This is a genomic window from Conexibacter woesei Iso977N (assembly GCF_000424625.1).
GTDB classification, from domain to species: domain Bacteria; phylum Actinomycetota; class Thermoleophilia; order Solirubrobacterales; family Solirubrobacteraceae; genus Baekduia; species Baekduia woesei_A.
Window position 1 is genome coordinate 38,183 of record NZ_AUKG01000001.1, and the last position, 16,312, is coordinate 54,494.

Annotated in this window: 11 protein-coding genes; 5 read left to right on the plus strand and 6 right to left on the minus strand. The window is 74.1% G+C overall.

Features of this window, described 5'->3' with window-relative positions:
* Window positions 1-115: 115 nt before the first annotated feature.
* Complete coding sequence (locus H030_RS35935) at window positions 116-1,840, minus strand: glycine-rich protein (RefSeq protein ID WP_051221335.1); 1,725 nt, start codon at window positions 1,838-1,840, stop codon at window positions 116-118.
* 311 nt (window positions 1,841-2,151) lie between these two features.
* On the opposite strand from H030_RS35935, the gene H030_RS28075 reads away from it, so the two are divergent.
* Window positions 2,152-3,204: a hypothetical protein gene (locus H030_RS28075; protein WP_035125676.1), complete on the plus strand. Its 1,053-nt coding sequence runs from the start codon at window positions 2,152-2,154 to the stop codon at window positions 3,202-3,204.
* 3 nt (window positions 3,205-3,207) lie between these two features.
* Here H030_RS28075 and H030_RS28080 read toward each other — a convergent pair whose 3' ends face one another.
* Window positions 3,208-3,849 carry a TetR/AcrR family transcriptional regulator gene (locus H030_RS28080; protein ID WP_035125677.1) on the minus strand — a complete coding sequence of 214 codons (642 nt, stop codon included), beginning with the start codon at window positions 3,847-3,849 and terminating at the stop codon, window positions 3,208-3,210.
* 67 nt (window positions 3,850-3,916) lie between these two features.
* Between H030_RS28080 and H030_RS28085 the strand changes: the two genes are divergently transcribed.
* Complete coding sequence (locus H030_RS28085; RefSeq protein WP_035125678.1) at window positions 3,917-4,930, plus strand: daunorubicin resistance protein DrrA family ABC transporter ATP-binding protein; 1,014 nt, start codon at window positions 3,917-3,919, stop codon at window positions 4,928-4,930.
* A complete protein-coding gene (locus H030_RS0100235) occupies window positions 4,927-5,805 on the plus strand; it encodes an ABC transporter permease (RefSeq protein WP_027004627.1) in 879 nt (292 codons plus the stop codon). The genes H030_RS28085 and H030_RS0100235 overlap by 4 nt, the downstream gene beginning before the upstream one ends.
* On the opposite strand, the gene H030_RS28090 is transcribed toward H030_RS0100235, so the two are convergent.
* Window positions 5,789-8,605, minus strand: coding sequence for a helix-turn-helix transcriptional regulator (locus H030_RS28090; protein ID WP_155891745.1), 2,817 nt, complete (start codon window positions 8,603-8,605; stop codon window positions 5,789-5,791). The two genes, H030_RS0100235 and H030_RS28090, sit on opposite strands and share 17 nt — an antisense overlap.
* Here H030_RS28090 and H030_RS0100245 point away from each other — a divergent pair.
* Entirely contained in the window at window positions 8,553-9,182 is a 630-nt protein-coding gene (locus H030_RS0100245) for a dihydrofolate reductase family protein (protein WP_051221337.1), read from the plus strand. The two genes, H030_RS28090 and H030_RS0100245, sit on opposite strands and share 53 nt — an antisense overlap.
* Window positions 9,183-9,387: 205 nt before the next feature.
* On the opposite strand, the gene H030_RS0100250 is transcribed toward H030_RS0100245, so the two are convergent.
* Together H030_RS0100250 and H030_RS0100255 are read right to left on the minus strand one after the other, a co-directional pair.
* Entirely contained in the window at window positions 9,388-10,491 is a 1,104-nt protein-coding gene (locus tag H030_RS0100250) for an NAD(P)/FAD-dependent oxidoreductase (protein WP_081690395.1), read from the minus strand.
* Window positions 10,492-10,513: 22 nt separating this feature from the next.
* On the minus strand, window positions 10,514-12,256 hold the full coding sequence (locus H030_RS0100255; RefSeq protein WP_027004630.1) for an Ig-like domain-containing protein: 1,743 nt from the start codon (window positions 12,254-12,256) through the stop codon (window positions 10,514-10,516).
* A gap of 145 nt (window positions 12,257-12,401) precedes the next feature.
* Here H030_RS0100255 and H030_RS35940 point away from each other — a divergent pair, with 145 nt between their 5' ends.
* Window positions 12,402-14,624 (plus strand): diguanylate cyclase domain-containing protein, encoded by a 2,223-nt coding sequence (locus H030_RS35940; RefSeq protein WP_051221338.1) that lies wholly within the window; start codon window positions 12,402-12,404, stop codon window positions 14,622-14,624.
* On the opposite strand, the gene H030_RS0100265 is transcribed toward H030_RS35940, so the two are convergent.
* Window positions 14,605-16,278, minus strand: coding sequence for a PQQ-binding-like beta-propeller repeat protein (locus tag H030_RS0100265; protein WP_081690396.1), 1,674 nt, complete (start codon window positions 16,276-16,278; stop codon window positions 14,605-14,607). The two genes, H030_RS35940 and H030_RS0100265, sit on opposite strands and share 20 nt — an antisense overlap.
* Between the last annotated feature and the right edge of the window lie 34 nt (window positions 16,279-16,312).

The window sequence follows — 16,312 nt, forward strand, 5'->3', positions numbered from 1 at the left end:
TGCTCGGCTCGCCGGCCACCGAACCGCTTGGCGACCGGACGACGTGCCTGCGTCACAGCGGGCGACGATCAGGCGCATCACCAGGATCGTACGGCCCCGATGTTCTGGGCTCCGGTCAGCGCCTCGCCGTGATCCCGAAGGTCCGGGTGGTCGTGGTCGTGCCGCCGGTGTTCGTGGCGGTCAGCGTCGCCGAGGCGGTGATGGTCGTGCCGTGGCCCAGGAGGTGGCGGATCGAGGCGGGAAGGCGGACGAGGAGCCTCGTCGCGGTTCCGGTCGCGACGGTCGCGGCGTGGGTGAGCGTGACCTTCTGGGTCCTGTGCCCGGCGCGCCTGATCGTCAGGACCAGCCGCTCGGCGATGCGGCAGGACCCGCCGCCGGTGGGGCAGGTCGCCGTCACGCCGGCGACATGGATGAGGCTCGTCTTGGACGGCGCGACCTTCGCGGTGCTCCCGCGGCTGAACGCCGCGCGGGGCGGCATGGGGACCGGCGGCGGGGTGGTGCCGGCGCCGGCGACGGGCGCGGGCGGCGGCGTGGACGTCGTGGTCGACGTCGTCGTCCCCGTGCTCGTGTCGGTCGTCCCCGTGCCGGTGTCCGGCGCGGCCGTCACGGAGTAGTGCACCGTCTTGGTCGTCCTGTTGCCCGCCGCGTCGGTCGCGTTCACCGTGAACGCGTGCGTGCCCGGCGCGGTCGTGTCGACCGCAGCGCCGTCGGCGACCGGCCCGGCGCAGGTCGCGACGCCGGTGTCGTCGTCCTCGCAGGCGTAGTCGGCGGTCACCGCGGTCCCGGCGACGAACGACGCGCCGTCGGCCGGGCTGGTGATCGTGACGCTCGGCGCCGTCACGTCCGCAGGCAAGGCGTAGGTGATGGTCATGCCCGGGTCGTCGAGGGTCTGGGCGAGCACGGTGCCGCCGGCCGGGACCATGTCGGACCCGCCGCCACCCGCGCCGATCCCGCCCGCCGCGCCCTCGCTACCGCCACCGCCGCCGCCAAACCACCCGCCGCCACCACCGCCGCCGCTGTAGTAGAAGCCGCCGTTGAGGTCCACGAGCTGGCCGCCGCCGCCCTGCCCGGCCGCGCCGGGGCCGGCCGCGAGCTGCCCGCCGGCGCCTGCCGCGGTCAGCGTCGCCCCGTAGCCGCCGTAGTGGCACTGCTCGGTCGTGCCGTTGCAGATCCCCTGCAGCGTCGCCCCGTCCGTCCCGGCGCCGTTGGCGAGCGGGTCGGCCGACGGGACGCCGCCGGCGCCGCCGGCCTGCTGGACCGCGTGGGCCGCGCCGCCACCGCCGGCCGCGACGAGGAGACGCGGATCGGTCGCAGGGTCGCCGGTGAGCGGGACGCCGGACCCGCGGGCAGTCGTTCGGAGGTCGGTCGCGCCGCCGCCGCTGAAGCCCGGGCTCGGGTTGATCCTCTTGTTGGTGCAGTTCATCCCCCACGCATCGTCGCCGCCCGCGCCGCCACCGTTCCAGCCGCCCGGCGTCTGCCGGCCTCCGCACGGGGCGGGGACGCCCACGCCGCCGACCTCGACGTAGAGCGTGGCGCCCGGCGTGACCGCGAGGCCGTCGACCTCGACCGCACCGGCCGCCCCACCGCTCGCGATCCCGGGGTACTGGCCGCCGTGGCCACCCGTCGCGTGCACGTCGATCGACGCGACGCCGTCCGGGACCGCGAACGTCTGCTCGGCGCCGGTCGACGCGTAGGTGCACGTCACCACGCGCGCCGTACCGAGCGTGCACCCGTCAGGCAACGCGGGCGCCGCCGAGGCGGTGCCGGCGGCGGCCGGCAGGACGATGAGGGCCGCGGCGGCGCAGACGATGGCGCGCCGCGACAGCGACGAAGCGAACATGGACGAGTCTCCCCTGGTTCTCCCGCGGACCCGGCGGGGCCCGTTCTGGCCGGACAGGAAACCAGGCCATCAGCCGAAGGAACCACGACGATCGGCTAGGTCTTCAGGCAGCCTGTGCGATCTCGGACACCCCGGACAGCGGCTCGGTCGCGGACCTGAGAAGCCAAGTGGCAATGGTGTGACATTGACTCCGGGCGCGCCAAGCGAGGAGGGTGCCCCCGGCCATGCTCAGAACATCGAAGTTCTCTGTCCTTGCAGCCGTCGCGGCGGCGTGTGCGATCGGTGCGTCGAGTGCCCAGGCTGCCTGGACGGTGACGTCCGGCACGCCGCCGGCGAACACCGCGCAGCTCACGGGTGTCGCGTGCACCTCGACGACGTTCTGCCTGATGGTCGGCCCGCAGTCTGGCACGACGACACGAGCCTACGTCCAGAAGTACACCGGCTCGCTCACCACGATCACCCCGAACTCGGCGACCTCCGAGCTCGACGGCGTCGGCTGCAACTCCTCGACCCTCTGCTTCGCCGCCGGCACGGACTTCAGCCCGACGCCCCCGGCCCCGCACGAGGAGTCGTTCAACGGGACGTCGTTCTCGGCGTCGACCTCGGCGGTCCCCGCCAGCTCCACGTTCTCCGAGCTCGACGGCACGGCCTGCCCCGGCTCGACGTCCTGCTTCTCGGTCGGCCAGTACTCGACCTCGACCTCGACCAACGCGCTGATCGAGCACTGGACCGGCAGCTCCTGGGGCATCCAGTCGATGACGCTCCCGTCCGGGACGACCAGCTCCACGCTGTCGGACGTCTCCTGCACCTCGACCACCGCCTGCACCGCGGTCGGCACGTACACGACGTCGTCCAGGACCTCGGCGCTGATCGAGCGCTACAACGGCACCTCCTGGACCTTCCAGACCGAGATCGTCCCGTCCGGCGCCTCGCAGCTCGAGCTCGACGGCGTCTCCTGCACCACCTCGACCGCCTGTGTCGCCGTCGGCAACTACACCGACTCGTCGGCCGTCCAGCACGCGCTCGCCGAGCACTGGAACGGGACGGCCTGGTCGCAGAGGACCGTCGCCGACCCGAGCGGCGCGACCAGCGCGGCCCTGTCCGACGTCTCCTGCTACACGACCAGCAGCGCCGGCTGCGTCGCCGTCGGCGGCTACACCGACAGCACCGGCGTCGTCCTGCCCGAGGCCGCCGGCTACAACGGCACGGCCTGGTCGCTGCAGTCGATCACGAGGCCCGGGATCTCCAGCAACGCCACGCTCAACGGCGTCTCCTGCACGTCCAGCACGTTCTGCCTGGCCGTCGGCGCCGCCGTCACCACCTCGACCGGCGTCGTTGGCCCGGTCGTCTACAAGGGCCCGTAGGCCCTAGCGGCGGACCCCGTAGTCCGCCATCCCATGCGACAGCTGGTCGTAGGCGCGGTCCGCTTCCACCCGGAGGCGGGCCGCGACCGCTTTCTGGTCCTCACCAGCCAGCAACGCGGTGAAGGCCGCCCGGAAGATCAAGCGGTTGGTCCACGCCAGCGACCGGGCCACGGTGGCCGCCACGAGGTCGTCCTCGGGAACCCCCGCGGCCTCGGCGATCGCCGGCGTCAGCGTCGCCGCCTCGCGCTCCCAGGCGACGAGCATCCGGTCCTGCAGCGCCTTCGACCCGCGGACCATCCGCGGGACCGCCAGGATCTGGTCGACCGGGTCGACCTCGATCGCGTCGATGATCGCGGCGGTCGTGCGGCGGAAGACCTCGACGACCGACTCGTCCGGGAACCGGTGCTTGAGCCCCTCGACCGTCCTCGCCAGCCGCTCCTCGCCGCCGGCCAGCGCGAGGTCCTCCTTGGTCGCGAAGTGGTTGAACACCGTCTTCTCGGAGACGTCGGCGGCCTCGGCGATCTCGGCGACCGTCACCGCGTCGTAGCCCTTCTTCATGAACAACGTGCGCGCGGCGATGAAGATCGCGTCGCGGGTCGCGCGCTTCTTGCGCTCGCGCCGACCGGGCAGCTCCGTGGTGTCCATGCACCTTCCATTATAACAGTTCAGACGCCCTAGACTTACAGTGACTGAAGCATTACGATGCGCGGCAATGTCAGGACCCCTCTCCCCTCCCCAGCCGCTCGCCATCGACGTCAGGGACCTCAAGAAGTCCTTCGGCGAGATCGCGGCCGTCCGCGGCGTCTCGTTCTCCGTCGCTCCCGGCGAGGTCTTCGGCTTCCTCGGACCCAACGGCGCCGGCAAGAGCACGACCATCAACATGCTCTGCACGCTGCTGAAGCCGTCGTCCGGCAGCGCCCGCGTCGGCGGCCACGACGTCGCCACCGAGCGGGACGACGTCCGCCGCCACATCGGCCTGGTCTTCCAGGACCAGACGCTCGACGGCTACCTGACCGCCGAGCAGAACCTCCGCCTGCACGCGGAGCTGTACGGGATCGACCCGAAGGTCGTCCCGGCGCGGATGGAGCAGATGCTCCGAATGGTCGACCTCTTCGACCGGCGCAGGGACACCGTGATGACGTTCTCGGGCGGCATGCGCCGGCGCCTGGAGATCGCACGCGGCCTGATGCACTCCCCGCGCGTGCTGTTCCTCGACGAGCCGACGATCGGCCTCGACCCTCAGACCCGCGCCTCGATCTGGCGCTACATCCGCGCGCTGCAGAAGACCGAGGAGACGACGATCTTCATGACCACGCACTACATGGACGAGGCGGAGTTCTGCGACCGCATCGCGATCATGGACCGCGGGCAGATCGTCGTCCTCGACACGCCGCACGCGCTGAAGGCCAGCGTCGGCAAGGACCGGGTCACGCTCGGGACCGCCGACGACGCCGCCGCCACCCAACAGCTACAGGAACGCTTCGGCCTGGAGGCGAGCACCTCCGAGGGCCACGTCACGTTCTTCGTCGAGTCCGGCGAGGAGTTCGTCCCGCGGCTGTTCGAGGAGCTGCAGGTGCCGATCACCGCCGTCTCGGTCTCCCGCCCCACGCTCGACGACGTGTTCATGACCTACACCGGCTCGACGATCCGCGACGCCGAGACCGGCGGCGGCGCCTCAGAGCGCAACCGCCACATGATGCGCGCGATGGCGGGAGGCCGGCGATGAGCGCGACCACCGCCGACACGCTGATCCCCGAGACCGTCGCGGTCCGCGTCCCGGCGCGCTCGTGGCGCTCGGAGTACCGCGCGATCAAGATCGTGTGGAGGCGTGAGCTGATCCGCTTCGCCAACGACCGCATGCGGATCGTCACGTCGCTCGTCCAGCCGCTGCTGTTCCTGTTCGTCCTCGGCTCCGGACTCCAGACGCTGAGCGCCGCGTCGTCGCACGGCGTCGACCTCAAGACCTTCATCTACCCCGGCATCCTCTGCATCTCGGTGATGTTCACCGCGATGTTCTCCGCCGCCTCGATCGTCTGGGACCGCGAGTTCGGGTTCCTGCGCGAGATGATGGTGGCGCCGATCCGGCGCTCGTCGATCGTCGTCGGCAAGTGCCTCGGCGGCGCGACCGTCGCGTCGTTCCAGGGCGTGATCGTCCTCGCGCTCGCCGGCCTCGTGCACGTCCCGTACGACCCGCTGCTGATCCTCGGCGTCTTCGGCCTGCAGTTGTTGTTGGCCTACACCGTGACCGCGTTCGGCGTGATGATCGCGATCCGGATCAAGCAGATGCAGTCGTTCATGGGCGTCATGCAGATGATCGTCATGCCCATGTTCTTCCTGTCGGGCGCGTTGTACCCCGTGTCGGGCCTGCCGCAGTGGCTGGCCGTGCTGAACCGGATCGACCCGCTGACCTACGCGGTCGACCCGATGCGGCGCCTGGTCTTCAACCACCTCGACATCTCCGCGGCGGCGCGCAGGACGCTCGACCCGGGCGTGACGTGGTTCGGCTGGCACCTGCCGTCGCTGCTCGAGGCGGCGATGGTCCTGGTGCTCGGGCTGATCATGATGGCGATCGCGATCGCCGAGTTCAGCGCGACGGAGTAGCCGCGGGATCGCCGAGGTCCGGCGGCGCGGCGGCGGCCAGCTCGGTCCGGTTCGCGACGCCGACCTTGGCGAACGCGTGCGACAGGTGCGTCTTGACCGTCGAGCGCGACATGTACAACTTGCCGCCGATCTGCGGGTTGTTGAGACCCTCGACCGCAAGACGGACAACTTCGCGCTCGGTCGGCGTCAGCGCGCCCCAGCCGGTGCCGGGGCGGCGGCGCGGGCCCCAGGTGCGGCGGACGTAGGCGACGGCGGCGGGCCGGTCCAGGTCGCCGGGGTCCTCGCCGGCGACCGCGGCGCGGGCGGTCGCGATCGCCGCGGCGCGGTGCGGCGGGAGGGTCGGGACGAGGCCGGTCCGGACGCGCTCGCGCGCCGCGGCGGCCAGGACGCGCGCCGCCATGTCGGGGCGCTCGGTCGACACCATCAACAACCCGAGCGCCTCCAGCGAGTCGGTGGCCGGGCCGTCGAGGCCGTGCTCGACGCGCAGCGCGAGCGCCCGCTGGTGGCACGCGATCGCGGCGTCGTCGTCGCCGGCCTCGTGCGCCAGCCAGCCCTGCTGCTCCAGCGCATCGGCGACGACGCGCGGCAGCGCGATCGCCCGCCCGCCGGAGAGCGCGCGGGCCGCGGTGGCGTGCGCCGCGTCGTCCTGGCCGACCGCCGCCTGCGCGGCGGCCAGCGGCGGGAGCGCCGCGGCGGCGAGGTAGGTGTCGGGCGCGTCGCCGGGCAGGCGCGCCTCGCCGGCCAGCCAGCGGACGGCCTCGGCGGCGTCGCCCGCGACGAGCGCCAGCATCCCGCGCGCACGCGCGAGGCCGGGGACGAACAGCGCGTTGCCGCCACGGTCGACGAGCCGGACGACCGACGCCAGCGCGGCGCGCGCCGCCTCGGCGTCGCCGGCCGCCAGCTCCACGAGCGCCAGCGCCGAGCGCGCGGCGCCGACGCGGTGGGCCTCGGCCAATGGCTCGGCGACCTCCGCGGCGGCGCGGGCGTGCGCGAGCGCGGCGGGCAGGTCGGCGCGCAGCAGCGCGCTCTGGGCGCGGACACCGAGCGCCGTCGACGCGACGCCGCGCTCGCCGAGCTGCAGGAGGCCCTCAGCGCCGCGGGCGAGCAGGGCATCCGCTACATCATGCTCGTCGCGCAGCGCGTGCAGGATCCCCCGGAGCACGACCGCGGCGTGCGCGACGAACGCGTCGCCGGTCTGCGCGCCGAGCTCCGCCGCCGCGTCGGCGGCGACCCGCGAGCCCTTCAAGTCGGTGTACAGCAGCCCGACGCCGGAGAGCAGCAGGCACAGCCCGCGCAGCCGGTCGTCGCCGTGCTCGGTGGCCAGCGCCAGCCCGCGCTGGGCGGCGTCGTACTCGAGGTCGAGCGGGTCGGCGGTGTCGGCGACGAGCGCGACGCCGACGAGCAGCCGTGCCTGCAGCAGCGAGCGGTCGTCCGGTGCGAGCGCCAGCGCGCGGCCGAGCGTCGTGATCCCCTCGTGGCCGCGGCCCGCGATGTGCCACAGCCACGGCAGCTCGGCCGCGAGCTCACGCCCGCGTTGCGCACGCTCTCCGTCCCGCAGCCCCCACGCGAGCGCGGCCCGGAGGTCGCCGGCGCGGGCACCGAGCCGCTCGCGCCAGGCATCGCGGTCGCGGTCGAGCAGCGGCGCGGCCGCGCGCACCTCCGCCAGCAGGTGCGCGAGGTGGCGGTCGCGCGTCACCTCCTCCTCACCCGCCTCACGCAGCCGCGTGCCCGCGTACTCCCGGACCGACTCCAGCAGCCGGTGCTCGCCCGGCACGCCGCCCGGGACGACCAGCGACTGGTCGACCAGCCGCGCCAGCGCGGCGGGCGACGGATCGGCGTTGACCGCCGCCGCCGCGACGGCGTCGAAGGGGCCGGCGAAGACCGAGAGGCGGCGCAGCAGCGTGCGCTCAGGCTCGGCGAGGAGGTCGTGGCTCCAGTCGATCGAGGCGGCGAGCGTCGCGTGGCGGGCGGCCGCCCCGCGCGGACCACGGGTGAGCAGCGCGAAGCGGTCGTCGAGGCCGGCGTCGATCTGCGCGGGCGTCAGCGTCCGCAGCCAGGCGGCGGCGAGCTCGAGCGCGAGCGGCAGGCCGTCCAGCCGCCCGCAGAGCGAGCGGATCGCCGCGGCGTCCGCGTCGCTGCGGGCGAGGTCCGGCCGGGCGTCCCCGCCCCGCGCGACGAACAGCGCGAACGCCTCGTCGGGCGCCAGCGCGCCGACGCGCTGGACCGTCTCGCCGGGCACGTCGAGCGGCTCGCGGCTCGTGACGAGCAGCGTCACCTCCGGGCAGGACGACAACAACGCGTCGGCGACCGCCGCGACCGCGTCGACGACCTGCTCCGCGTTGTCCATGCACAACAGCAGCCGCCGCTCGGCCAGCCCGGCGACCAGCGACCGGACGGGCCCGAGGACGCCGTCGACCAGGACGCCCGTCGCGTCGGTCACGGCGCTCACCACACGCTCGCCCTCCGCGACCGCCGCCAGCTCGACCCACGCGACATCGCCGTCCCACGCCGCCGCCGCATCGGCCGCCAGCCGCGTCTTGCCCGCCCCGCCCGGCCCCGCGAGCGTGACGAGCCGGGCAGCAGCGTCGTCGCCGCCGCCCAGCGCGTGGGCCAGCGCCGCGCGCTCCGCCACGCGCCCGACCAGAGCCGTCCGATACACCGGCGTCGTCCCCATCCGGCCACCATCCTGCCGCATCTCGGCCACCTGGCCGATGTACCGCCGCGCCACCGGCCCGAGCATGCCGCCCATGACCAACCACACCTCCTCCTCCCCCAAGCCCCAGACCGTGATCGCCGACATGGCGATGTCGCTCGACGGCTTCATCGCGACGCCGGACGACCAGATCGACGCGCTGACCGGCTGGTACTGGGCCGGCGACACCGAGGTCGCGCCCGGCCTGCCGTTCAGGACCTCCGCCGCCACGGCGCAGCTGCTGCGCGACGTCATGAGCCGCCTCGGCGCGGTCGTCGGCGGCCGCCGCTACTTCGACCTGGCCGAGGGCTGGGGCGGCGCGCACCCGACGGGCGTCCCGGTGTTCATCGTCACCCACTCGGTCCCGGCCGGCTGGGAGGACGCGGCGCCGAACATCAACTTCGTCACCGAGGGCGGCATCGAGCGCGCCGTCGCGCTGGCGAAGGAGGCCGCGGGCGACAAGGACGTCGCGATCGCCACGCCGACGACCGTGCGCCAGTGCCTCGACGCGGGGCTGCTGGACGAGATCAGCGTCAACGTGGCGCCGGTGCTGCTTGGCAGCGGCCAGCGCTTCTTCCCCGGCGAGGACCTCCAGCAGATCGCGCTGAGCGACCCCGAGGTCACGGTCGGCACCGGCGTGACGCACCTGCGCTACCGCCTCGCGAAGACGCCCGTGGCGGCCTAGAGCGAAGCGGAGCGGCTCGCGGCTCCCTGCGACCGGGAGGGGTCGTAGGGAGCCGGCAAGCGCATGGCGTTCTTGCCCAGGAAAGGCGGCGGCTTCCGATCCTGAGGCGTCCGTGCCCCTGCCTTCTGATCTCCTGCATCGGCCGCTCCGCCCAGGTCCTGAAGCCCATGTCCGCACGCGTACATCCGGGACCTGGAGCGCTGTCTCACAGCTCGCCGATCGTGCGCAGCGAGGTGTCGGCCGACCGCGGGCCGAGGCCGAACCGGGGCTCGGCGGCCTCCGCGCCGGTGATCCAGGCCTCCATCCGCTCGCCGAGCGCCGGGCCGTGCTTGAACGCGTGCCCGGACCCGCCGCCGAGCAGCCACACGCGCGCGCCGTGCTCCGGGTGCGGCGCCGCGACGAACCACGTGTCCTCGGTGATCTCGTACTGGCACGTGCGCGCGCCGATCAGCGGCGTGCCGGCCAGCGCCGGGAAGCGATGCGCCAGGTACTCGCGGGCGAAGCGCTCGTGCTCCGGGTGGACGCGGCGCTCGCCCGTCTCGGCGTCGAACGGCGGCCCGTCGACGTCGGGCGCGACCTTCAGCCCGCGGCCGTCGAGGTCGCCGAGCCCGTAGGCGGCGCCGTCGTAGTCGACCCAGCCCGGCACACCCGGCGTCGCCCACGCGCCCGGGGCCGCGAAGTAGAAGACGTCCTGCTGGGTGATCCGCAGCGACAGCACGTCGCCGAACAGCGCCGGCATCCAGGCGCCGCAGGCCCAGACGACGACGTCGGCCTCGAGCACGCGCCCGTCGTCGAGCACGACGCGCTCCCCGTCGGGCCGCGCCACCGCCCGGATCCGCTCGGCGCCCGCCGCGACCGCGCGGTCGGCCAGCGCGCGGCAGGCCACCCGCGCGTGCAGGATCCCCGCCTCCGGCTCCAGCAGCGTGAACGCGAGGTCGTCGGTCCGGACGCTCGGGAACAGGAACTCGGGATCGACCCGCTCGCACGGCACGCCGCACGCGGTCAGCGTCGCCTCGCTGTCGGCCTCCCATCCGTCCTCGCGCCGCGCGAACCACGCGACGCCCGCGGGCGCGACCAGCGCCGGGTCCAGCTCGCGCCACAGCTCCAGCGCGCGCCGCGACATCCGCGTGTGCAGCGCGTCGGCACCGTGCGACGCGCGGATCAGCCGCGACTCGTCGCCGCTCCCGGACCGGACGTGCCCGGGCGCCAGCGCCTCGACGTGCCGCACCGACCACCCCGACCGCGCGAGGCGATCGGCGACCGACGAGCCCAGCACGCCCGCACCCACGACGACAGCAGAACGCGTCATGGGGCGGGACGCTACCGCGGGCCTACTTCACCGTGAAGGTCATCCACTTCGACGTGACCTTCTTCCACGGCGCCTGGCCCTGGTAGACGACGCGCACGCGCCACCTGCCCTTGTACTTCAACCTGGCCTTGAAGGTGAAGGCCTTGTTCGCGGGCTTCAGGCCGCCGATGAGCTTGCGCCACTTCTTCTTCTTGTTGCGGAACTGCCACTCGACGGACACCTTGCCGCCCAGCGACGGGACCGCGGCGCCCGCCTTGGCCGCCGCGGCACGCGACATCGAGCCGCCGATCGAGCACACGCGCTTCTTGGTGCACTTGACCTTCGCCGACTTGAACTTGACCGCCGGGACCAGCGTCGCCCTCAGCGCGGTCAGCGCGACCTTGGTCACCTGGACGCTGGCGGTCGACGTGTTGCCGTTCCTGTCCAGCGCGGTGACCGTGATCGTGTGCGGGCCGAGCGCCAGCGCGCCGCTGCCCTGCCACGGCGCCAGGCCGACCGGCGTGTTGTTGAGCAGGTTGGCCGTGAAGTTGCGGATCTCGGCCGGCTGGTTGTCGTAGGAGAACGTGATGCGCGCGATGCCGACGCCCGTGTCGGTCGCCGCGGCGCTGAGGTCCAGCTTGTCGACGAACTGCTGGCCCTGCGTCGGCTTGATGATCCGGATCGACGGCGCGTCGAAGTCGCCGCACTGGGCCGCCCCGCCGCCGTTGGCGGCCGCGACCGCGCGGAACGCGGACAGGTCCGGCTTCGGCGAGCCGTCGGTGTGGACCAACCCGTAGTGGTTGAGCTCGTCGACGCTCTGGTTCGACATGTCGCGCAGCGTGAACCAGTCGGCCTTCTGCACGTAGGAGTCGTTGGCGAGGCACGCGTAGGCCTGCGTCAGGTACTGGGCCTGGGCGGCCTCGGTGACGCCGGACGGCTTCTGGCCGGTCCACTGCCCGCGCGTGCAGGACGTCGGGCCGCCGGCGGTCGAGGACCAGCCGAGCTCGGACATCCAGATCGGCTTGCCGCCGTCGCCGTTGGCGGCCATCACGTCGTGCACCGAGCGGTAGCCCAGGAACGTGTACTGCGCCAGCTGCCCGCCCGGGTCGCGGTAGAACGCGTCGGGCCCGCGGTCCAGGCACGCGGTGTCGGTGTGGACCGAGACGACGTCGAAGTTGCCGCCCGCGCCGTTGGCGTAGAGCTGCTGGATCCAGGAGTAGTTGTTGCCCGTGGTCGGGCCGGTGACGACCGTCGCGCTCGGGTCGGCCGACTTGACCGCGGCGTAGGCGGCCTTCAGCAGCGCCGTGTAGCGCCCGACGTCCGGCGTCGGGTGCCAGAACGCGGTCTCGTCCGGCTCGTTCCAGATCTCGTAGCCCGCGACCGTGCCGACGTTCTTGTTGTGCGCGACGAAGGCCTTCATGAAGTCGGCGTACGTCTGGGGGTCGGTCGGCGGGACCAGCGGGTCGTTGGAGCCGCTCGCCCACGACGGCGTGTTGAGCACGACGAAGATCGGCTGCGCGCCGGCCGCGTTGATCTGCCTGATCGCGGCGTCGTAGTTGGCGGACTGGCCGCCCGCGGGGTAGTCCGCGGCGCTGTGGGGCGCCAGGTCGGCCCACGAGGCGAAGATCCGGATCGTCTTGGCGCCGGTCGCCAGGCCCTCGGCGATGGCGTCGTGGCTGACCGAGGCGACGTTGACGCCCGGCTCGGCGGCCTGGGCGGTCCCGGCGGCCGGAATCAGCGCGACGGTGGCGACCGCGAGGGTCAGGAGCAGCTTGAACAGGCGCATGAGGTGGAGTCGTGATCGTCCGGATTCGGGGAACGGGCAGCCGGAAACGGCCCTCTGGCCCAACCTATCGGCGGCCACCGGTGCACGCTTTAACGGTCGGACGTCGCTCTCCCGAACGATCGCGCCCCTGTAGCGTCCCGTGGCGATGGCAGAGCTGGAGGGTCTCGCGGCGATCATCGCCGTCGACGCGCGCGCCGACGGGCTCGCGATCACGTGGGTCAGCCCGGGCTTCGAGCTGCTCACCGGCTACAGCGCGGGCGAGGTCCTCGGGCGCGACCCGAGGTTCCTGCAAGGGCCGGACACCGACCCGCGCTCGATCTCGCTGCTGACCGAGGCGGTGGCCGCGGGCCGCGACGCCTACGTGACGCTGCTGAACTACCGCGCCGACGGCACGCCGTTCTGGAACGAGGTGGCGATCGCGCCCCAGCACGACGCGGGGTCCGGGAGGGTCCTGCGCTGGCTCGGGACCCAGCGCGACGTGACCGACCGGATGCGCGCGTCGGCGCGCCTGCACGAGCTGGCGTACTTCGACACGCTGACCGGGCTGGCCAACCGCGCCGCGCTGCACGACGAGCTGCGCTCGGCGATGCACCGCGCGCGTGTGCACGAGCACGAGATCGCGCTGCTGGGGATCGACCTCGACGACTTCGGCGCGGTCAACCGCAAGTACGGCAACGAGGCGGGCGACCTGCTGCTGCGCGTCGCGGCCGACCGGCTGCGCTCGGTGATCCGGCCCCAGGACCTGCTGGCCCGGACCGGCGGCAACGAGTTCGCGCTGTTGTTGAAGGACCTGCCCGCCGGCGAGGGCGACCGCGTGGCGCGCGAGCTGGCCGCGCGGATCCTGGCGGCCGCGCGCGACACGCCGCACGAGGTCGGTGACCTGCGGCTGGAGGTCCGGTTGTCGATCGGCATCGGGCTCTACCGCCAGGGCACGACGACGTCGCAGGCCGACCTGGCGCGCGACGCCGAGACCGCGCTGCTGGCGGCCAAGGGGTCCGGGAAGGACACGGTGCGCGTGCACCGCGCGGTCTCCGGCGACGCCGTCCTGTCGGCCGACGACGCGTTCGACCCGGCCGCGCCGGGCGTGCTGGCCGAGCTGGACCGGATCCTGGTCGGCGGGCTGGTCGGCGCGGTCTACCAGCCGATCGTGGAGCTGACCGGCGGCGAGGTCGTCGGCTACGAGGCGCTCGCGCGCGGGCCGGAGGGCTCGTCGCTGCACCGGCCCGACCGGCTGTTCGCCGCCGCGGGCGCGGCGGGCCGCGTCGTGGAGCTGGAGTGGGCGTGCCGGACGGCGGCGCTGAACGGCGCGCTGGAGGCCGGGCTCGGCCCGGGCACCTCGTTGTTCATCAACTCGGAGCCCGCGGTGATCGACGCGGCGCCGCCGCCGGGCGCGGCCGCCGAGGCGTGGGCGCGCGCCGAGCGCGAGCTGTCGCTGGTGATCGAGATCACCGAGCGGGCGATCACCGGGCGGCCGGCGGAGCTGGTCCGGGTGATCGCCGACCAGCGCGCGGCGGGACACGTCGTGGCGCTGGACGACGTCGGCGCCGACGTCCGGTCGCTGGCGTTGTTGTCGTTGATCGATCCGGACGTCATCAAGCTCGACCTGTCGCTGGTGCAGGACCGGCCGTCGGCCGAGCAGGCGGCGATCGTCAGCGCGGTCGCGGCCGAGCGCGAGCGCACCGGCGCGCACGTCCTGGCCGAGGGCATCGAGACCGAGGAGCACCGCCTCATCGCGCGGTCGCTCGGCGCGACGCTCGGGCAGGGGTGGCTGTTCGGGCGCCCGGGGCCGCTGGTCCCGCCGCTGCCGGTCACGCGCGTCCGGCCGTCCCGGACCGCGGGCGCGGCGGCGAGCGCGTCGGTGGACGACGCGAGCGGCTCGCCGTACAGCGTCGTCGTGGAGGCGCGCGGCGAGAGCGCGTTCGCGGACGCGACCAAGGCCTTGTTGTTGCCGATCTCGCGCCATCTGGAGGAGCGCGCGCTGCGGATCGGCGAGGGCGCCGTCCTGCTGTCGGCGTTCCAGGACGCGCAGCGCTTCACGCCCGCGACGCGGCGCCGCTACGAGGGGCTGGCGCGGCGCGCGTCGCTGGTCGCGGCGTTCGGGATCGGGCTGCCGGCCTCGCCGGTCCACGGCGTCCGCGGCGCGGAGCTGGCGCCCGGCGACGCGCTGGCCGGCGAGTGGTCGGTGATCGTCCTCGGCCCGCACTTCGCGGGCGCGCTGGTCGCCCGCGACCTCGGCGACACCGACATCCCGGACCGCGACCGCCGCTTCTCGTTCGCCACCGTCTACGACCGCGCGCTGGTGATCGCGGCAGCCCGCACGCTGATCGCGCGGATCGCGCCGGAGGAGATCAGCGTACGACGAGGCTGATCCGCCGCTGGGTCGCCGTCCTGGCGTGCGGCGACTTCTTGTAGGTGATGGTCAAGGTGTAGGTCCCGGTCGCGAGCCGCTTCGCGCGCGGCCTGACCGCGAGCGCGACGCGGCCGCGCCGGTCGGCCCGCGCCGTCGCGCGGCCGACGACCTTGGTGCCCTTGCGCAGCACGCCCGTCACGCTCGTCCTGGCGGCGAGGCCGAGCGTGCACGTCAGGCGCCCGGCGCGGGTCGCGGTGCAGGGCGGCGTGACCTTCGCGGCGGCGGTCGCGGTCCTCGCGACAGGACCGGACTGCGCGGCGAGCCTGACGGGCGGCGTGACGGCGGCCGGCGGCGGCGCCGCGGGGGCGGCGTCGGCGGCCGGCGGCGGCGCCGCGGGGGCGGCGTCGGCGGGCGGCACCACGACCGCCGGGGGCGCGACCGGCCCGTCGTCGATCACCGGCAGCGTCGCGCCGTTGGACCAGCGCGCATCGGGCAGGCCGTCGAGGCAGTCCTCGCCGGCACCGTCGACATGCCGGAACGCGACCAGGCGCGAGTTCGAGACCCAGAGGACGATGCCGTCGCCCGCGGCGACCGACGGCACGCGGCTGCCGCCCCACGACGTGCCCTGCTCCAGCCGCGCGCAGAACGCGAGATGGCCGTCGGCGAGGGCGAGGCCGACCAGCCGCCCGTCGTCGGTGGCCGTGTAGGCCGTCCGCTGCGCGATCAGCGGGTTCGTGAACCACGGGCCGCTGCCGTCCGCGCCGCCGCGCGTCACGTCCCAGCCGCTCAGCCCGGTGGTCGCCGACTCCGCGTGGAGCTTGAGCTCGTTGAACCGGTCGACGAGCACCCCCGAGCCGACCGCGGGCTCGCTGGACCCGCCCGCGAGGCCGAGCCGGGTACCGGACGCGCGGTCGAGCACCCAGTTCGAGTTGTTGTAGTCGTTCATGTAGACGCGGTCGCCGGCGACCGCCGTCGAGCCGCCGGCGCCGCGGGAGTTGGCGGTCGGAGCGGGCGGCGTGGTCAGCTGCGCGCCGGTCGCCGCGTCGTACTCCGCGATCTGGCCGTCGGCGGCGGGGACGTACACGCGCGCGCCGTCGGTCGACGGCGTCCCCAGGATCGCCTGGGGCCCGGCCGTCGGCGTCTCCCACAGCACCCTGCCGGTCGCGCCGTCGAACGCGCGCACCGCGTTGGGCGCGACCGCGTAGACGCGGCCGTCGCCCGCGGTCGGCGCGGAGTACTGGACGACGCCGTCCGGGTAGGTGTCCGACCACAGCTGCAGGCCGGTCGCGGCGTCGTAGGCGGTGAGGACGTCCTGGTCGTAGTCGGTGACCGCGAACAGGCGCCCGCGGTCGTAGGTCAGCGGGGCGGTGAACCTGACCGAGCGCCGCCAGCGCTCGGCGCCGGTCGCGGCGTCCAGGGCGATCAGGTCGCTGCCGAGTTCGACGTAGACCAAGCCGCCCGCGATCAGCGGCGGGTAGACCGCACTCCACGGGTCGGGCTGGAGCGTCACGTCCCAGGCCACGCGCAGCGGCGGGACGATCGACGCGTCGTGGATTGCGCCGCTGCGCGTCGCGGGTCCCCGGGTGGTCGTCATCTCGTCGGCGCTCGCGCCGCCCGCCATCGCCATCGCCGCGGTTGCCGCCAGCGCGCCCAGCCATCCGTGCCGTCCCATGAGCGCGCGAGTGCCCGTTAGGGGCGCTCACCAA

Excerpts from the sequence above, each read along its gene's own strand:
- H030_RS35935 (WP_051221335.1), bottom strand. The coding sequence starts at position 1,840 with ATGTTCGCTTCGTCGCTGTCGCGGCGCGCCATCGTCTGCGCCGCCGCG.
- H030_RS28080 (WP_035125677.1), bottom strand. The coding sequence starts at position 3,849 with ATGGACACCACGGAGCTGCCCGGTCGGCGCGAGCGCAAGAAGCGCGCG.
- H030_RS28085 (WP_035125678.1), top strand. The coding sequence starts at position 3,917 with ATGTCAGGACCCCTCTCCCCTCCCCAGCCGCTCGCCATCGACGTCAGG.
- H030_RS0100235 (WP_027004627.1), top strand. The coding sequence starts at position 4,927 with ATGAGCGCGACCACCGCCGACACGCTGATCCCCGAGACCGTCGCGGTC.
- H030_RS0100245 (WP_051221337.1), top strand. The coding sequence starts at position 8,553 with ATGACCAACCACACCTCCTCCTCCCCCAAGCCCCAGACCGTGATCGCC.
- H030_RS28090 (WP_155891745.1), bottom strand. The coding sequence starts at position 8,605 with ATGTCGGCGATCACGGTCTGGGGCTTGGGGGAGGAGGAGGTGTGGTTG.
- H030_RS0100250 (WP_081690395.1), bottom strand. The coding sequence starts at position 10,491 with ATGACGCGTTCTGCTGTCGTCGTGGGTGCGGGCGTGCTGGGCTCGTCG.
- H030_RS0100255 (WP_027004630.1), bottom strand. The coding sequence starts at position 12,256 with ATGCGCCTGTTCAAGCTGCTCCTGACCCTCGCGGTCGCCACCGTCGCG.
- H030_RS35940 (WP_051221338.1), top strand. The coding sequence starts at position 12,402 with ATGGCAGAGCTGGAGGGTCTCGCGGCGATCATCGCCGTCGACGCGCGC.
- H030_RS0100265 (WP_081690396.1), bottom strand. The coding sequence starts at position 16,278 with ATGGGACGGCACGGATGGCTGGGCGCGCTGGCGGCAACCGCGGCGATG.